The sequence below is a fragment of the Mycobacterium sp. IDUB_17 genome, assembly GCF_055419465.1.
Window position 1 is genome coordinate 309738 of sequence record NZ_JBVAXS010000004.1, and the last position, 15075, is coordinate 324812.

15 protein-coding genes are annotated in these 15075 nt (G+C 65.6%); 3 read left to right on the top strand and 12 right to left on the bottom strand.

Annotation, left to right across the window (positions count from 1 at the left end; translation table 11 throughout):
• Positions 1-31 precede the first annotated feature (31 nt).
• From ahcY to ACZYZ7_RS19010, 6 genes are all read right to left on the bottom strand, one after another.
• Entirely contained in the window at positions 32-1492 is a 1461-nt protein-coding gene (ahcY, locus tag ACZYZ7_RS18985; protein ID WP_135453233.1) for an adenosylhomocysteinase, read from the bottom strand.
• A 138-nt stretch (positions 1493-1630) separates the two neighbouring features.
• Complete coding sequence (alkX, locus tag ACZYZ7_RS18990; RefSeq protein WP_135453232.1) at positions 1631-2254, bottom strand: TetR family transcriptional regulator AlkX; 624 nt, start codon at positions 2252-2254, stop codon at positions 1631-1633.
• A 53-nt stretch (positions 2255-2307) separates the two neighbouring features.
• On the bottom strand, positions 2308-2493 hold the full coding sequence (locus ACZYZ7_RS18995; protein WP_135453231.1) for a rubredoxin: 186 nt from the start codon (positions 2491-2493) through the stop codon (positions 2308-2310).
• A complete protein-coding gene (locus ACZYZ7_RS19000) occupies positions 2490-2663 on the bottom strand; it encodes a rubredoxin (protein ID WP_463741508.1) in 174 nt (57 codons plus the stop codon). The genes ACZYZ7_RS18995 and ACZYZ7_RS19000 overlap by 4 nt, the downstream gene beginning before the upstream one ends.
• A complete protein-coding gene (locus ACZYZ7_RS19005; RefSeq protein WP_286175272.1) occupies positions 2660-3823 on the bottom strand; it encodes an alkane 1-monooxygenase in 1164 nt (387 codons plus the stop codon). The genes ACZYZ7_RS19000 and ACZYZ7_RS19005 overlap by 4 nt, the downstream gene beginning before the upstream one ends.
• Before the next feature lie 303 nt (positions 3824-4126).
• On the bottom strand, positions 4127-5596 hold the full coding sequence (locus ACZYZ7_RS19010; protein ID WP_135453228.1) for an amino acid permease: 1470 nt from the start codon (positions 5594-5596) through the stop codon (positions 4127-4129).
• A 155-nt stretch (positions 5597-5751) separates the two neighbouring features.
• Between ACZYZ7_RS19010 and ACZYZ7_RS19015 the strand changes: the two genes are divergently transcribed.
• A complete protein-coding gene (locus tag ACZYZ7_RS19015) occupies positions 5752-6585 on the top strand; it encodes a class I SAM-dependent methyltransferase (RefSeq protein ID WP_450070270.1) in 834 nt (277 codons plus the stop codon).
• Positions 6586-6694: 109 nt separating this feature from the next.
• On the opposite strand, the gene ACZYZ7_RS19020 is transcribed toward ACZYZ7_RS19015, so the two are convergent.
• Positions 6695-8002 (bottom strand): AurF N-oxygenase family protein, encoded by a 1308-nt coding sequence (locus tag ACZYZ7_RS19020; RefSeq protein ID WP_450070271.1) that lies wholly within the window; start codon positions 8000-8002, stop codon positions 6695-6697.
• A 259-nt stretch (positions 8003-8261) separates the two neighbouring features.
• Here ACZYZ7_RS19020 and ACZYZ7_RS19025 point away from each other — a divergent pair, with 259 nt between their 5' ends.
• Positions 8262-9635, top strand: coding sequence for an FAD-dependent oxidoreductase (locus ACZYZ7_RS19025; protein WP_463741509.1), 1374 nt, complete (start codon positions 8262-8264; stop codon positions 9633-9635).
• Positions 9636-9645: 10 nt separating this feature from the next.
• On the opposite strand, the gene manA is transcribed toward ACZYZ7_RS19025, so the two are convergent.
• The 4 genes from manA to ACZYZ7_RS19045 form a co-directional block, all read right to left on the bottom strand.
• Positions 9646-10872 (bottom strand): mannose-6-phosphate isomerase, class I, encoded by a 1227-nt coding sequence (manA, locus tag ACZYZ7_RS19030; protein ID WP_463741510.1) that lies wholly within the window; start codon positions 10870-10872, stop codon positions 9646-9648.
• Positions 10873-10875: 3 nt separating this feature from the next.
• Complete coding sequence (locus tag ACZYZ7_RS19035) at positions 10876-11946, bottom strand: TobH protein (RefSeq protein WP_135453223.1); 1071 nt, start codon at positions 11944-11946, stop codon at positions 10876-10878.
• The gene (locus ACZYZ7_RS19040; RefSeq protein ID WP_463741511.1) at positions 11943-13331 is read right to left on the bottom strand and encodes a phosphomannomutase/phosphoglucomutase; all 1389 of its coding nucleotides are present in this window, start codon (positions 13329-13331) and stop codon (positions 11943-11945) included. Before ACZYZ7_RS19040 ends, ACZYZ7_RS19035 begins: the two co-directional genes overlap by 4 nt.
• 86 nt (positions 13332-13417) lie before the next feature.
• On the bottom strand, positions 13418-13837 hold the full coding sequence (locus ACZYZ7_RS19045; RefSeq protein WP_450070276.1) for a DUF3499 domain-containing protein: 420 nt from the start codon (positions 13835-13837) through the stop codon (positions 13418-13420).
• A gap of 131 nt (positions 13838-13968) precedes the next feature.
• Between ACZYZ7_RS19045 and ACZYZ7_RS19050 the strand changes: the two genes are divergently transcribed.
• Positions 13969-14391, top strand: a complete 423-nt coding sequence (locus ACZYZ7_RS19050) for a metallopeptidase family protein (RefSeq protein WP_036388738.1) — start codon at positions 13969-13971, stop codon at positions 14389-14391.
• Between the two features lie 47 nt (positions 14392-14438).
• Here ACZYZ7_RS19050 and ACZYZ7_RS19055 read toward each other — a convergent pair whose 3' ends face one another.
• Positions 14439-14828: a WhiB family transcriptional regulator gene (locus ACZYZ7_RS19055; protein ID WP_135453220.1), complete on the bottom strand. Its 390-nt coding sequence runs from the start codon at positions 14826-14828 to the stop codon at positions 14439-14441.
• Positions 14829-15075 lie beyond the last annotated feature (247 nt).

Here is a 15075-nt window from a genome sequence, read left to right on the forward strand (position 1 = left end):
ACTTTCGCATCTGCTCGCGCAGAAAGGGAAATCAGTACCGGTAGTGCTCCGGCTTGTACGGACCCTCGACGTCGACGCCGATGTACTCAGCCTGCTCCTTGGTGAGCTTGGTCAGCGAGCCACCCAGCGCCTCGACGTGGATGCGCGCCACCTTCTCATCGAGGTGCTTGGCCAGGCGGTAGACCTCGTTGTCGTACTCGTCGTTCTTGGTCCACAGCTCGATCTGGGCGATCACCTGGTTCGAGAAGCTGTTGCTCATCACGAACGACGGGTGGCCCGTGGCGTTTCCGAGGTTGAGCAGCCGGCCCTCGCTCAGCACGATGATCGACTTGCCCGAGTCGCCGAAGGTCCACTGGTCGACCTGCGGCTTGATGTTCAGCCGCACCGCACCCGACTTCTCCAGGGCCGCCATGTCGATCTCGTTGTCGAAGTGGCCGATGTTGCCCAGGATCGCGTGGTCCTTCATCGCCTTCATATGGTCGAGCAGAATGATGTCGAAGTTGCCGGTCGCGGTCACCACGATGTCGGCGTTGCCGATCGCCTCCTCGACGGTCACCACGTCGTAACCGTCCATCAGCGCCTGCAGGGCGTTGATGGGGTCGATCTCGGTGACCTGCACGCGCGCACCCTGACCGGCCAGCGATTCGGCACAGCCCTTGCCCACGTCGCCGTAGCCGCAGATCAGCACCTTCTTGCCGCCGATCAGCGCGTCGGTGCCGCGGTTGATGCCGTCGACCAGCGAGTGGCGGGTGCCGTACTTGTTGTCGAACTTGCTCTTGGTGACCGAGTCGTTGACGTTGATGGCCGGGAACGCCAGCTCACCCGCGGCGGCGAACTGGTACAGCCGCAGCACGCCGGTCGTGGTCTCCTCGGTGACACCCTTGACCGACGCCGCGATCTTGGTCCACTTGTCCTTCTCCGTCTCAAAGCGCTTGCGCACCAGGGACAGGAAGACCTTCCACTCGGCCGAGTCCTCTTCCTCGGCAGGCGGGACCACGCCGGCCTTCTCGTACTCCGCGCCGCGCAGCACGAGCATGGTGGCGTCGCCACCGTCGTCGAGGATCATGTTCGCCGGCTCACCCTCCCAGGTGAGCATCTGCTCGGCGGCCCACCAGTACTCCTCCAGCGTCTCGCCCTTCCACGCGAAGACCGGGGTGCCCTTGGGATCTTCGGGGGTGCCGTGCGGCCCGACCACCACTGCGGCGGCCGCGTGATCCTGGGTGGAGAAGATGTTGCAGGAGGCCCAGCGAACCTCGGCGCCGAGAGCCACCAGCGTCTCGATCAGCACCGCGGTCTGCACGGTCATGTGCAGCGAGCCGGAGATGCGTGCGCCCTTGAGCGGCTGCACGTCGTGGTACTCACGACGCAGTGCCATCAGGCCTGGCATCTCGTGTTCGGCCAGGCGGATCTCCTTGCGGCCGAAATCGGCCAGCGACAGGTCGGCGACCTTGAAGTCGATGCCGCCCCGGCTGTCAGCCTTCAACTCAGTCATGTAGAGCCCTCTTCCATTCGTGATTGCTTGCCAGCGCACGGGCACGCCGAAAAGCGACGCCACGTGCAGATACCTCTAGCCTGCGGGCTCGCGGGACAGGCGCTCAATGTGTTTTTGACAGCGGCGGCGCTCTGACAGCTAGGGGGTATCTATGACACCGTAGCGCTCGGCGAAGGGCGTCATCAGTCGGGCCAGGTCACCGGCCACATCGTGGTCCGCTTCGGGCGGCATCGACACGTAACTCATCGCCAGCCGCACGATCGCCCGGGCCAGCACCCCGGCGTCCTCGTCGCTGGCTTTCATCCAGCTGTTCTGGAAGGTTCCGGTCAGCCGTTGCGAGCAGCGGGAGATGATCGGCCCGCTGCCGGTGGTGATGATCTGCAGTAGGTCGGGCTTGGACGCACCGGTGAGCAACGAGATCACCAGCGGATCGGCGGCGGACTCGAGGAAGAACGCGCGGAAGCCCTCCAGAAACGCCGCGTGCACTTCGCCGACGTTGTTGGTGATGGCCCCGTCGACCGCGTCGACGAGGCGGTCCGCCAGGCGCATGGCGTATCCCTCGGCCAAGCCCTGGCGTGAACCGAACTCGTTGTAGATCGTCTGACGGCTGATACCGGCGACCTGCGCCACGTGCGACAGCGTGATGGCCGACCAGTCACGGGTCAGCAGCAGCTCGCGCATGCCGTCGAGGATCGAATCCCGCAACAGCACTCGCGATGCCTCCGCGTACGGAATGCGCTGCTTTTCTCGCGGCCGACTCACACGGGCGACAATATCGCTTTCCGGGCCGCTATCGAGCGCGTCGCACGAAGCCGTCAAGGCCGTACGACCTCGACCATGTCGAAATCGGCTTTCGCCGCGCCGCAGTCCGGGCAGCTCCAGTCCTCGGGGATGTCGTCCCACCGCGTGCCCGGGGCGATGCCGTCCTCGGGCCAGCCCTTGGCCTCGTCGTACTCGAAACCGCACTGCACGCAGAGGAACAGCTTGTATGGCTCGCTCACGTCACTACTCCTATCGCCTCGAAATCGATCTTCTCCCGGACGGCACAGTCGGGGCAGCACCAGTCGTCGGGCACCTCGTCCCACGGAGTTCCGGCCGGAAAGCCTTCGCGCGGAGCACCTTTGGCTTCGTCGTAGATGTAGCCACACCCGGGGCACCGGTAGGCGCTCATGCCGCAGCACCAGTGCCGGAGGCCCCGTACCGGGCCAAGACCTTCTCCCGCAGCCGCGGCTGGATGTTGACCTTGGTGATGTCGCCGTCGTAATGCTCCAGCACCCGGTGGTCCATCAGCTTGCGCCACAACGGCGGTAGATAGGTGAGCCCGATCAGCGAGGCGTACCCGCTGGGCAGATTGGGTGCGCCATCGATGCTCCGCAGGGTCTGGTACCGGCGTGTCGGGTTGGCGTGGTGATCGCTGTGGCGCTGCAGGTGATACAGGAACAGGTTGGTCACGATGTGGTCGGAGTTCCAGCTGTGCACGGGTGCGCAGCGCTCGTAGCGGCCGCTGGACATCTTCTGTCGCAGCAGTCCGTAGTGCTCCAGGTAGTTCACCGACTCCAGCAGGCTGAAGCCGTAGATCGCCTGAATCACCATGAACGGGACCAGGCCGACGCCGAAGATCGCGATCAGTACGCCCCAGAACACGACCGACATCGCCCACGCGTTGAGGACGTCATTGGACCAGTGCCATGGCGATTTGTCCTGCCGGCGCAGCCGCTGGGCCTCCAACTCCCACGACGAGCGCAGGCTGCCGAACACGCTGCGCGGCAAGAACTCCCAGAAGGTCTCGCCGAAACGCGCCGAAGCGGGATCCTCGGGAGTCGCCACCCGCACGTGGTGCCCACGGTTGTGCTCGATGTAGAAGTGGCCGTACCAGGTCTGGGCCAGCGTGATCTTGGACAGCCAGCGCTCCAGCGAGTCGCGCTTGTGCCCCATCTCGTGCGCGGTGTTGATACCCACCCCGCCGAGCACACCCACCGACAGTGCGATGCCGATCTTGGCCGGCCAGCCCAGCCCACCGTCGAACCCGAGCCAGTGCAGGTCGGACGCGGTGAACAGGTACGCGCCCATCACGACGCTCGCGTACTGGAACGGGATGTAGAGGTAGGTGCAGTACCGGTAGTACTTGTCGTTCTCCAGCTGCTCCATGACCTCATCGGGCGGGTTCTGTCCGTCGGGTCCGAACCGCAGATCCAGCAGCGGCAGCAGGACGTAGAGCAGGATCGGGCCGATCCAGAGCGGCACCTGCGCCGCGACATGCCAGCCGGCCCGATTGAGCGCCCAGACCACCGGCAGCATCACGAAGATCGCCGTCGGGGCGATCAAACCCATGAGCCACAGATGCCGCTTCTTGTCCCGCCACTGCCCGACGTCTGCGACGTCCGGTCCGTTCGAGAGTTCCGCCACCACGATGAGCCTCCTGTTGTGAGAGCTATCACTGCAATGGCTTGACTATATGGCGCGTGCTGTCGTCTGTCTAGACATAGAGCTATCTTTTGTAAAGTGCTGCGGGTGTGCGGCGTCACAAACCGGGCAGGTGGGGTTTCTGGCTGCAGCTCGAAACTGAAGCCAGGGACAAGATCGGCGCTGGATTTGTCCCTGGCTTCAGTTTCGGTGGCTCCTAGGCCGTGCCGCTCAAACTGTGGCGACGTCCCGGCTGGCCAGGACCGAATGCCGCCGGCCGTACGCGAAGTACACCACCACGCCGATCACCATCCAGAGCAGAAACCGGATCCAGGTCAATCCGGTGAGGTTGAGCATCAACCACAGGCACGCCAGGATCGCGGCGATCGGCAACACCGGCACCCACGGCACGCGGAATCCGCGCGGCAGGTCGGGGCGAGTCCGGCGCAGCACGATGACACCGGCCGAGACCAGCACGAAGGCGAACAGCGTGCCGATGTTGACCATCTCCTCGAGCCGTCCCATCGGGAACACCGAGGCGGCGATCGCCACGAGCACACCGACGATCACGGTGATTCGGACGGGCGTCCCATGGCTGCCGGTCACGGCCAGTTTGCGCGGCAACAGACCGTCGCGCGACATCGCGAACAGCACCCGGGTCTGTCCGAGCATCAGCACGATCACCACAGTCGTGAGGCCCGCTAGCGCTCCGATCGAGATGACCTTCGCCGCCCAGTGCACACCGTTGGCTTCGAATGCCGTGGCCAGGTTCGCGTGGCCGTCAGGCGCATCCCGCAGCACGGTGTAGGACACCATGCCCGAGAGCACCACCGACACCGCGACATAGAGGACCGTGACGATGCCGAGTGAGGCCAGGATGCCGCGGGGCACGTCGCGCTGCGGATCGCGGGTCTCCTCGGCGGTGGTCGCGACGACGTCGAACCCGATGAACGCGAAGAACACGATCGAGGCGCCGGCCAGCACGCCGTACCAGCCGTAGTGGCTGCCGGCAGCCCCGGTCAACAACGAGAACAACGACTGGTCAGCCCCGCTGGCCCCCTTGCCGGCCTCGTTCGGCGGGATGAACGGGGTGTAGTTCGCGGCCTTGATATAGAACGCGCCGACGATCACCACCAACAGCACGACCGACACCTTGATGATGGTGATCACCAGACTGAAGTGCGCGGACAACTTGGTGCCGACCACCAGCAGGACCGTCACCAGCGCGATGATCACCAACGCGCCCCAGTCGACCGCCAGGCCACCGAAATCCGCTATTCCGCCGCCGAACCCGAACACCGTGCCCAGGTAGCTCGACCATCCCTTGGCCACCACCGCGGCGGCGACGGCGAACTCCAAGATCAGATCCCACCCGATGATCCACGCCGCGAATTCACCGAACGTGGCATAGGAAAAGGTGTACGCGCTGCCGGCGACGGGCACGGTCGAAGCGAACTCGGCGTAACACAAGGCGGCCAGACCGCATGCCACGGCGGCGATCACGAAGGCGATCGAGATCGCGGGCCCGGTCAGATTGCCCGCTGTGGACGCGGTGATGGTGAAGATGCCCGCGCCGATCACGACCGACACCCCGAACACCGTCAGGTCCCACCACGTGAGGTCCTTGCGGAGCCGCGTCGACGGCTCGTCGGTGTCGGCTATCGACTGCTCGACAGATTTGGTTCGCCGAAGGGCAGACATATGTGGTGTGGCCTCTCATCCTGACCTAGGTCACGCAATGTTCCCACCACGGTGGCGGCGAAACAGGTAGGACTCTCAAACTTCGCCGAACCGTGCCCTCGCCGCCCAGTGGGGTCTACGTCACACTCGGCTCCGATCGTGATACGGTCCCGCGCATGGCTGAGCTCCCCTACTTTGACCTGCTGATCGATGAGAGGCAGGACGGCGGCGAAACCGGCCAGCTGTGGGATAACCAGGTGCACTGGGGCTACTGGGAGAATCCCAAGACCGCCACGGGCACCCGGGCCGACTACAAGGCCGCCATGGAGCAGATGGACCATGTGCTGTTCGCGGCGGGAAAGGTTGCCGACGGACAGAAGCTGCTGGATGCCGGCTGCGGATTCGGCGGAACCATCCAGCAGATCAACGGCACCTACTCCAACATGGATCTCACGGGCCTGAACATCGATCCGCGCCAGCTCGCGGCCGCCGGTGCCCAGACCAAGCCGGTCAACGGCAACAAGATCGGCTGGATCGAGGCCGACGCCTGTCAGCTGCCGTTCGAGGACAACTCGTTCGACCGTGTCCTGGCCGTCGAGTGCATCTTCCATTTCCCGTCCCGTGAGAAGTTCCTCGCGGAAGCGGCGCGGGTGCTCAAGCCGGGCGGTTACCTGGCGGTGTCCGACTTCGTGCCGACCCTGATGTTCTTCGGTAAGACACCGATCTGGATGGCGATCCGCCCCCGGATCGCGAAGTCCTACGGAACGCTCGGCAATGTGCCCCTGCGGGGCTACAAGTCCATGGGCAAGCGTGCGGGCCTCGAACTCACGGCAAAGCGCAACATCCGGAAGAACACGTTGCCGACGTATCCCTTCCTGCTCAAGTTCTTCCGCGAGCAGGGTTCAGCGGATGCCCAGAAGACGATGATCGTCGGCACCCGCTGGATGAAGTGGCTGTCCAAGCTCGGCCTCATCCAGTACCGGGTTTACACGTACCACAAGCCCGCCTGACAGCAGCCCGTTCGACCTGAAGCACCTTGACCAGCGGCGCCCCTCGGGGCGCCGCTTCGTCGTTCGTGCAGTCAGGCGGCAGGCGTGCCGCGAATGATTCGGGTCCGGTTCAGAGGGTGGGCATGAACTCGGCGAGCGCCAGGATCATGAACACCACCAGTGCAAGCCCGATCAGCCCACCCGCGGGAATCATGGCCACGCACACCACAACCCACACGAAAAGCCGCGGCCATTCGAACGGTTGGTTCCCCACCACACCGCCGCGACGTTCCCGGAGGGTGTGATAGGCCGCCCATACGCCGGCCCCAGCGGCGGCGCACGCGATGATCCGCACACCGTCCGGTGTCGCCAGCAGGGCAACGCTCGCCATGACCGCCACTGCCGCGAGGCGTGCCGTCAGGGCGGTGCGGAGCTCGGCCACCCGCGCGACCGCAGGGCTCCGGTCAGGCTCACCGCGGTACCGCGGTAGCCGTCCCTCGATACCCAACATTCGCCAGATCCACCGCGACCATGCCGTCCGCAGGCCAAGGTCCTCGGCCACCCGCCGGACGTCGGCGGCCGATTCCGCCATCATCTGGCGCGACCGGGCACTCCGCCAGAACGCAGACTTGAAGACCCGTCGCGGAACCCCGAACTCCCGGGCAAAGGTGCGCGGCGGCCCGATCATCTCCCCGATCAACCACCGGAGAAAGAACGGGAACAGAATGGCGTACCACGCCTTCTTCAGGCGGGTGACCTTTTGCATTCGCTGAGCCAGAAGGTCGTCGGCAAACGAAATGTGCCGCGCTTCCTCCGCCAGGTGAATGTAGGTGATCTTGTTCAGCAACGGCGGCACATGAGCCGCGCCACGATGCTGCAGAGTCTGCTGGAAGTGCAGCGGCTGTTCACCGCACAGCACTCCGATGAAATGGATGATGTTGGCATAGCCGCCGATAAAGCCGAGGATCGGCCCGATCACCCGCGAGCCGCGTCGCATTCCGGGCACATCCTCGCCGGTGCGGTTGACGAATTCCTGGAACATCTGGATGTGATTACATTCGTCGATCAGCTCGTGCAGCAGATATTGGAACACCGGCGACCGATTCGGCAACTTGCCGGCGTAGTGCACCACACCGCGAATCAGCATCATCTCGAATTGCAGCGTCACCTTGAGCGTGTTCGCGGTGACCCAGCGGCCCATGTCGATGCGGCGCTGCAACGGCTGTTCGGCATACCAGTCCGTCGCCGCGAGCGGAGCGCTCTCCGGGTCCAACTGCCACCGCGGATCGTCGTCCTGCAACGCATTCTCGGGGGCGTCCCAGTCGATGTCGACATGGGGATCGAAGCGTCGACGGACAGTCGCACGAGAGAGGGCCTCCACCCTGTCGAAATAGAGGTCCCCAGTTGCTGTGCCGTCCGCGTCGCTGACCGTTGTCATCGCCCCATCCGTTGATGTGTGAAGTTTCTTGCAGAGGGTATCAATCTGAGAGCCGTATCACGTCTTCAGCCACGGGATTGTGCCACGAGTTGTTGCAAGCCCGTTAGGCGGCCGGTACCAGCACTGACGATGACGTGGGCTGCATCCGCCCCCGCAGCCGACAGATGCGCTCGCGGCGACGACCGAAAGGCAGACAAAATTGACGCCACCTCTCATTCCGATCCGGTTCACGCCGTGGTCGCAGTACCGTAGCCGTCATATGCGCAGGACTCACGAACTTTCGCCGAATCGAGCCGTTGTCGTTGGAGGGAGCATCGCCGGGCTGTGCGCGGCCCGGGTACTCGCCGACCATTTCGACCACGTCACCGTCTACGAACGCGACGAGCTTCCGGACCAGCCGGTCAATCGCAGCGCCATCCCGCAGGGCCAGCACGTCCATCTGCTGATGGCCCGTGGCGGTCAGGAACTGGAAGCGCTGTTTCCCGGATTGCTCCACGACATGGCGGCCTCCGGCGTCCCGGTGATACGCAACCGCCGCGAGTTGATCCACTTCGACGCGGCCGGCCACGTCCTGGAAACCGGACTGGACGACAAATACACCGCCTACGTTCCCAGCCGTGGTCACCTCGAATGGCAGATCCGCAAGCGGGTCAGCGCATTGGCCAGGGTTGAGATTGCGCACCGAGCCGTCGCGCATCCGCAGTACGACCCGGCGACCGAGCGGGTGACCGGCGTCGTCCTCGATGACGGCGATGTCACGCCGACCGATCTGGTCATCGACGCGTCAGGCCGCGGCAGCCGGCTTCCGGCGTGGCTGCAACAGTGGGGATTCGAGCGCCCACGCGAGGATTCGGTACAGGTGGGCGTCACCTACGCCTCGCACCGCGTGAAGATCCCCGAGGGGATGATGCCGCAGAAGATGATCATTGTCGGCGCCACCCGAAACCGCCCGTTGGGGATGGGCATGCTTTTCCACGAGGACGGCATCTGGATGGTGACGGCATTCGGGGTGGCCAAGGCCGAACCGCCCCGTGACTTCGCGGGGGTTTGCGCGCTGGCCGACGAGCTGCTGCCGGCCGAGATCAGTGCCGCGTTGCGAGCCGGTACGCCCGTCGGCGAAATGAACCTTCACCGGTACCCGACGAGCAAGTGGCGGCGCTACGAACGGATCGGCAGATTTCCCACGGGGATCCTGCCGTTCGGTGACGCCATCGCCAGCCTCAACCCCACGTTCGGGCAGGGCGTGACGATGGCGGCACTGCAGGCCGACAACCTGCGCCGGGCGCTGGCCGGCGGAATGGACAACGTGATGTGGCGACTGGCGTTCAGCAACGCCAAGACGATTTGGCCCGTGTGGCTGATGAACGCCGCAGCGGACCATACCGAGCACGGGGCGGTGGGCGACCGCCCCTGGTGGTACCGCCCGGCGTACGAGCTGTTCAATCAATTTGTCGCAGCAGCCGAGACCGATCCCTTTGTGGCCGAATGGTTTCTGAGCAGGACCAGCCTGATCGACAGCCTCTATCTGGTGCCGCCGCCCCGCCTGGTCGGCCGTGCCATGCGCAACAACATCAAGCAATGGCTCGCCGAGCGCAGCGACCGTGAGCCCGAGGTCGTCGCCCCCTCGGCGTGACGGATTCCGGCTAGATCCCGATGGTGACGCGGAACAGTTTCGTCGGCTCGGCGGCAGTCAGCCGGATGGGGCCGTCCTCGGCCGCCACCCACGCTGCCGCGCCCCGCTCCAAGGTCAGCTTGTCGTCGTCGGCGTAGATCACCGCGGCGCCCTCCGTGCACAGCAGCAGCTGCGGCCCGTCGTGGTGGGAGTGCACGTCGATCTCGTCACCGAGGCGGTCACCTTCGACCGACAACACCGATACCGCGAACTCCTGCGCCGGCGTCCGGTAGATGGTCTCCGGCCCTTCCGTGACGGTTTCCGGACGCAGCCGCTCGTCAGGGGTCGGAGTGAAATCCAGCACCCTCAGGAGTTCGGGGACATCCACGTGCTTCGGGGTCAGCCCACCACGCAGCACGTTGTCGGAGTTGGCCATCACCTCGACACCGACACCGTGCAGATATGCGTGCAAGTTTCCGGCCGGAAGGTAGATGCCTTCCCCCGGCCGCAGGCTGATTCGGTTGAGCAGCAGGGAGGCCAGCACACCGGCGTCACCCGGATAACGCTCACCGAGCTCCAGCACGGTCTTGACCTCGGCAGCGAATTTCCTTGCCCCGGACCGGATGTAGTGGACCGCTCCATCGAGAACCGCCGGCACCAGCACGTCGAGGTCGGGCTGCGGAGCGGTGATCCAGGTGGTGAACAAGGCCCGCAACCCGTCGGCACCGGATTGATCGGACAGCAGGTTGATGAACGGGTCGAGGTCCGAGACCGCCAGTGCGCGCATCAGCTCGACCGTGCGGTCGACCGGGCGGAATCCGGCAAGCGCATCGAATTGTCCAAGGGCAACCAGCAACTCGGGCTTGTGGCTCCGGTCGCGGTAGTTGCGGACAGGCGAGGACACCGGGATGTCGAGCCGGTCCTCACGGTCGAAGCCCTCCCGGGCCTGAGCGGCGCTGGGGTGCGCCTGCAACGACAACGGCTCATCGGCGGCCAGCACCTTGACGAGGAACGGCAGTGCGTCGCCGAATCGGCCGATCGCCACACTGCCCAATTGCCCCTCGGGGTCGTCATTGATCGCCTGCAGCAACGACTCTTCACCGTGTTCGGTCTGCAGCCAGGCCGGGTCGCCCGGATGCGCCCCGAGCCAGAGTTCAGCCTCCGGATGGATTGTCGGACTGGGCCTTCCGGTGAAATCAGCGATTGCCGTGCGCGAACCCCAGGCATAGGTCCGCACCGCGCCCCGTAGCAGATGCACTTCTTATCCTCGAACCAGTTTCAAATATACGGCCGTCATCTCCACACGGACAGCCAGAATCGCCAGTTGTTGTTCCGGGCGCCCGACCGGCAGGGTCGTCCCAGCCGCTTCCGGTACGTCCTCGGCACCGATCACGGCGATGTCGTCGAAGCCGCTGACCCGTGCCCCCACCGCTTGTCGTTCGGTGTCGGTGATCAACGCGAATGTACGCATGCGGCGTGGCAGCGGTCCGTCGATCTCTTCGTCATGGAACAACGATCGGGCCGCAGGCACCCCCACTGCCCCGCTGCCCATCGCCGCAAGCACATCACTCAGCCCGGCGGCCGCCACCACTTCCCCGGCCAGGCGCAGCATCGCGGCCGCCCCGTGCCGGGCCAGCGCCAGGGTGGCCGGATTGTCGCCGGCCAGCACGACCGCGCTGTCCGACATCCGCTCGGCCAGCGTCTTAGCCGGATTGGTGAACAGCTCTCGCCCGGCGCTGTTGCGCAGCGCCTCGGCGTCGAGTTCGTCGGCCAGTGCGGCCAGATCCACACGCATACCCGGATCCACAACGTGTAGCGCGGCCAGACCTGCGGCCAGGTACCGGGCCAGCCCGAAGTCGTCGGGCACCCACAGCCGGGGCGCGAGCACTACCGCGCGCCCGGCCGCGATGTCACGCAGCGGCCCCTCATGGGGCGCCACGATCAGGACCCGGGCACCGCGGCGCACACCGGTGGCCGCCGCATTCACCAGGGCCGGATCGCCCGGGTCGTCACCGGCGACGATCACCACGTCCAGTGCGCCGAGCCACGGCGGGGCCTCGGCGGCCACCACGATGGGCGCCGAGATCGACGCGCCGAGCACGGCGGCCAGCATGGCGCCGGCACTCTCGGCCGTACCGCGGCCGGCAACCCAAATCACCGTGCGCGGTGGTTGATCGGCACGCAGCGGGTCGAGCAGACCCTCTGCCGACGCCGCGGCGGTGGCCCGAACCTGGGCGCCCGCCATTGCCGCGGCCCGCAGCAGACCGTTGCGATCGGCGGCGAGAAGTCCGTCACCGTCGCCTAAGTCGACCGTGGCGTCCACGGCGTTCACGGCACCGGCTCGCTCACCTCACGGATCTGTGCCGAAACTCTGTCGACGAGCGCGGCGACGTCCTCGGCGGCACGCGCTTCCACGTTCAGCCGGAGCAGCGGTTCGGTGTTCGACGTGCGTAGGTTGAACCAGCTGCCGTCACCGAGATCGACTGTGACACCGTCGAGGTGATCGATGGAGTGGATCGAGCCGGCAAAGGATTTGAGCACGGCGTCGACGCACGCCGGGGCATCGCCGACGGTGAAGTTGATCTCGCCGGACGCCTCGTACCGCTGGTAGTCCGCCATGAACTCCGACAGCGGACGCTCCTGCTCGCCCAGTGCGGCCAGCACGTGCAGGGCCGCGAGCATGCCGGAATCGGCACCCCAGAAGTCCCGGAAGTAGTAGTGGGCCGAGTGTTCCCCACCGAAGATGGCGCCCGTCTCGGCCATCAGACCCTTGATGTAGGAGTGCCCGACCCGGGACCGTACGGGCGTGCCGCCGCGCTCGATGACCAATTCGGGAACGGCGCGCGAGGTGATCAGGTTGTGGATCACGGTGGCGCCGATCTCGCGTTTGAGCTCACGGGCTGCCACCAGTGCGGTCACCGCCGACGGTGACACCGGCCGGCCGAGTTCATCGACCACGAAGCAACGGTCCGCGTCCCCGTCGAACGCCAGGCCGATGTCGGCGCCGGAGGCCAACACGTGGGCCTGCAGGTCGACGAGATTGGCCGGATTCAGCGGGTTGGCCTCGTGATTGGGGAAGCTGCCGTCGAGTTCGAAGAACATCGGGAGCACGGTGACACCCGGGATCGGCCCGAGGACCGCCGGTGTGGTGTGACCGGCCATGCCGTTGCCCGCATCGACCGCGATGCGCAGCGGCCGCAGCGCGCTGAGATCGACCAGGGACCGCAGGAAGCTGCCGTAGTCGGACAGCACATCGCGATCGGAGGTGACGCCTGCCGGGCCGTCGTTCGCCGGCACGCCGGCGATCACCTCGTCGGAGATGATCGAAAGGCCGGTGTCCTTGCCGACCGGTTTGGCCCCGGCGCGGCATAGTTTGATCCCGTTGTAGGCAGCGGGATTGTGGCTGGCGGTGAACATCGCCCCCGGGCAGTCCAGCAGGCCCGACGCGAAATACAGCTGATCGGTGGAGGCGAGGCCGATTCTGACCACATCCAAGCCCTGGGCGGTGACACCGTCGGCGAACGCTGAGGCCAGCGTCGGCGAACTGGCCCGCATGTCGTAACCGATCACCACCTGTCCCGCACCTTCGGCGCGGACCAGCCGAGCGAATGCACCGCCGACCTCGGACACGAACGCCTCGTCGATCTGGCTGCCGACCAGTCCCCGGACGTCATAGGCCTTGATGACATCGTGAACAGCCGCCGCTGGCCTAGACATATAGCTCCTTGTGAAACGGAATCGTTGGCGCCAGCCTAACCGTCGGGCGGCGTCGATACGTTCACTACTCTTGGCCCGACCGCTGTCTAGTCAGTGGGATCCGGCAACACCCGCAGGTGGCCGCGACGACGTCCGTTGGTCTCCGCGGGACGCGCCGGTGGCACCATCACCGCGCTGGTGCCCAGACCGGTGGAGGGATCGGAGAATCCGGCCACCACCCCGCCCCGGGAAACCGCACCGGGTTGACCTTCGCGGACCGCATCGGCCAGCGCCACCAGATCGTCCTCGTCGGGATGGGTGGGCAGCGGCCCGGCGTGACGGACCAGCTCCCAACCGCGCGGCGCAGTGATGCGGCCGGCATGGCCGACGCACAAATCCCAGGAATGGGGCTCAGACACCGTGGCCAGTGGTCCGACTACCGCCGTGGAGTCGGAGTAGACAAAAGTCAGCGTCGCCACGGCATAGTGCGGGCACCCGGGCCGGCAGCAGCGACGGGGAACATTCACGCCCCAGAGATTACTTTGGACGATCGCTGTGGGCCGCCGGACACGCGCAGCCGTCGGGGCCCCGATCCCGAACCGTTACGATCATCGCCGTGGCCCAGCGCAACCCATGGCGATCGCGCCGCGGCCGCGATATGCGCGGGCCGCTACTTCCGCGCTCGGTTCCCGGCTGGCGCAGCCGGGCCGAGCGGTTCGACATGGCGGTGCTGGAGGCTTACGAACCGATCGAACGCCGGTGGGCGTCGCGGCTGCGAGAACTGGACGTCGCCGTCGATGAGATTCCGCGGATGTCCCCGAAAGACCCGGACAGTGTGCAATGGCCACCCGAGGTCATCGCCGATGGGCCGATCGCGCTGGCACGGCTGATACCTGCTGGGGTCGACGTCAGAGGGAACGCGACCCGGGCTCGAATTGTCTTGTTCCGCAAGCCCATCGAGCGCCGGGTCAAAGGATCCGATGAGCTTGCCGATCTGCTGCATGAAATCCTGGTGGCCCAAGTGGCCACTTATCTGGGAGTTGAACCGTCAGTCATCGACCCAACGATCGACGACGACTGACATCGAGCGCCGCACCCCTGCGATGAAGCGCCCTGCCGGGAAGAGCGTCAGATGATGCCGCGTTTGAGCCGGCGACGCTCCCGCTCGGACAGCCCTCCCCAAATTCCGAAACGCTCGTCATGCGCGAGCGCATATTCCAGGCATGCGTCCTTCACTTCGCATCCCTGGCAGATGCGCTTGGCCTCGCGGGTAGACCCGCCCTTCTCCGGGAAGAACGCCTCCGGGTCGGTCTGTGCGCACAGCGCACGTTCCTGCCATTGGTCGTCTTCGTTTTCCGGATCAACATCAATGTGTTCGGGTACCAAACTCAGCTGAGGACGTGCGGGCATCCCCAGCGGTGTCGGCCCGGCGTTGATGTGCGGTGCGTTGTCTACCGAGCCGAGTAGCCGGTTGTCGAACCGGACCACATGATCGAAATCGCCGCTCTCATAAGACATTATCCCCCGCCTCCTCACTCGGTCTCATAGATCCTAAGTGGAGCCCCACTATTGCGATGTGCGGTCACCCCATTCGAACAGTTGATCGAATCTCGGTCCGCGACACCGGAATCGGTCACCGACCGGGAAATGACACATATGTGATTACACACGTGTTAGCTGCCAGGGTCAAGCGCCGGGACGCGAATTCATACCATCTCGTAATGTCAAATCGGCGCGTCGCGACATCGGCGTGTCCTGCCCGTGA

Bases quoted from the DNA above. Each gene is read 5' to 3' on its own strand.
- ahcY (WP_135453233.1), bottom strand. From the start codon at position 1,492: ATGACTGAGTTGAAGGCTGACAGCCGGGGCGGCATCGACTTCAAGGTC.
- ACZYZ7_RS19000 (WP_463741508.1), bottom strand. From the start codon at position 2,663: ATGAGCGCCTACCGGTGCCCCGGGTGTGGCTACATCTACGACGAAGCC.
- ACZYZ7_RS19005 (WP_286175272.1), bottom strand. From the start codon at position 3,823: ATGGGTTTGATCGCCCCGACGGCGATCTTCGTGATGCTGCCGGTGGTC.
- ACZYZ7_RS19010 (WP_135453228.1), bottom strand. From the start codon at position 5,596: ATGTCTGCCCTTCGGCGAACCAAATCTGTCGAGCAGTCGATAGCCGAC.
- ACZYZ7_RS19015 (WP_450070270.1), top strand. From the start codon at position 5,752: ATGGCTGAGCTCCCCTACTTTGACCTGCTGATCGATGAGAGGCAGGAC.
- ACZYZ7_RS19020 (WP_450070271.1), bottom strand. From the start codon at position 8,002: ATGACAACGGTCAGCGACGCGGACGGCACAGCAACTGGGGACCTCTAT.
- ACZYZ7_RS19025 (WP_463741509.1), top strand. From the start codon at position 8,262: ATGCGCAGGACTCACGAACTTTCGCCGAATCGAGCCGTTGTCGTTGGA.
- ACZYZ7_RS19040 (WP_463741511.1), bottom strand. From the start codon at position 13,331: ATGTCTAGGCCAGCGGCGGCTGTTCACGATGTCATCAAGGCCTATGAC.
- ACZYZ7_RS19050 (WP_036388738.1), top strand. From the start codon at position 13,969: ATGCGCGGGCCGCTACTTCCGCGCTCGGTTCCCGGCTGGCGCAGCCGG.
- ACZYZ7_RS19055 (WP_135453220.1), bottom strand. From the start codon at position 14,828: ATGTCTTATGAGAGCGGCGATTTCGATCATGTGGTCCGGTTCGACAAC.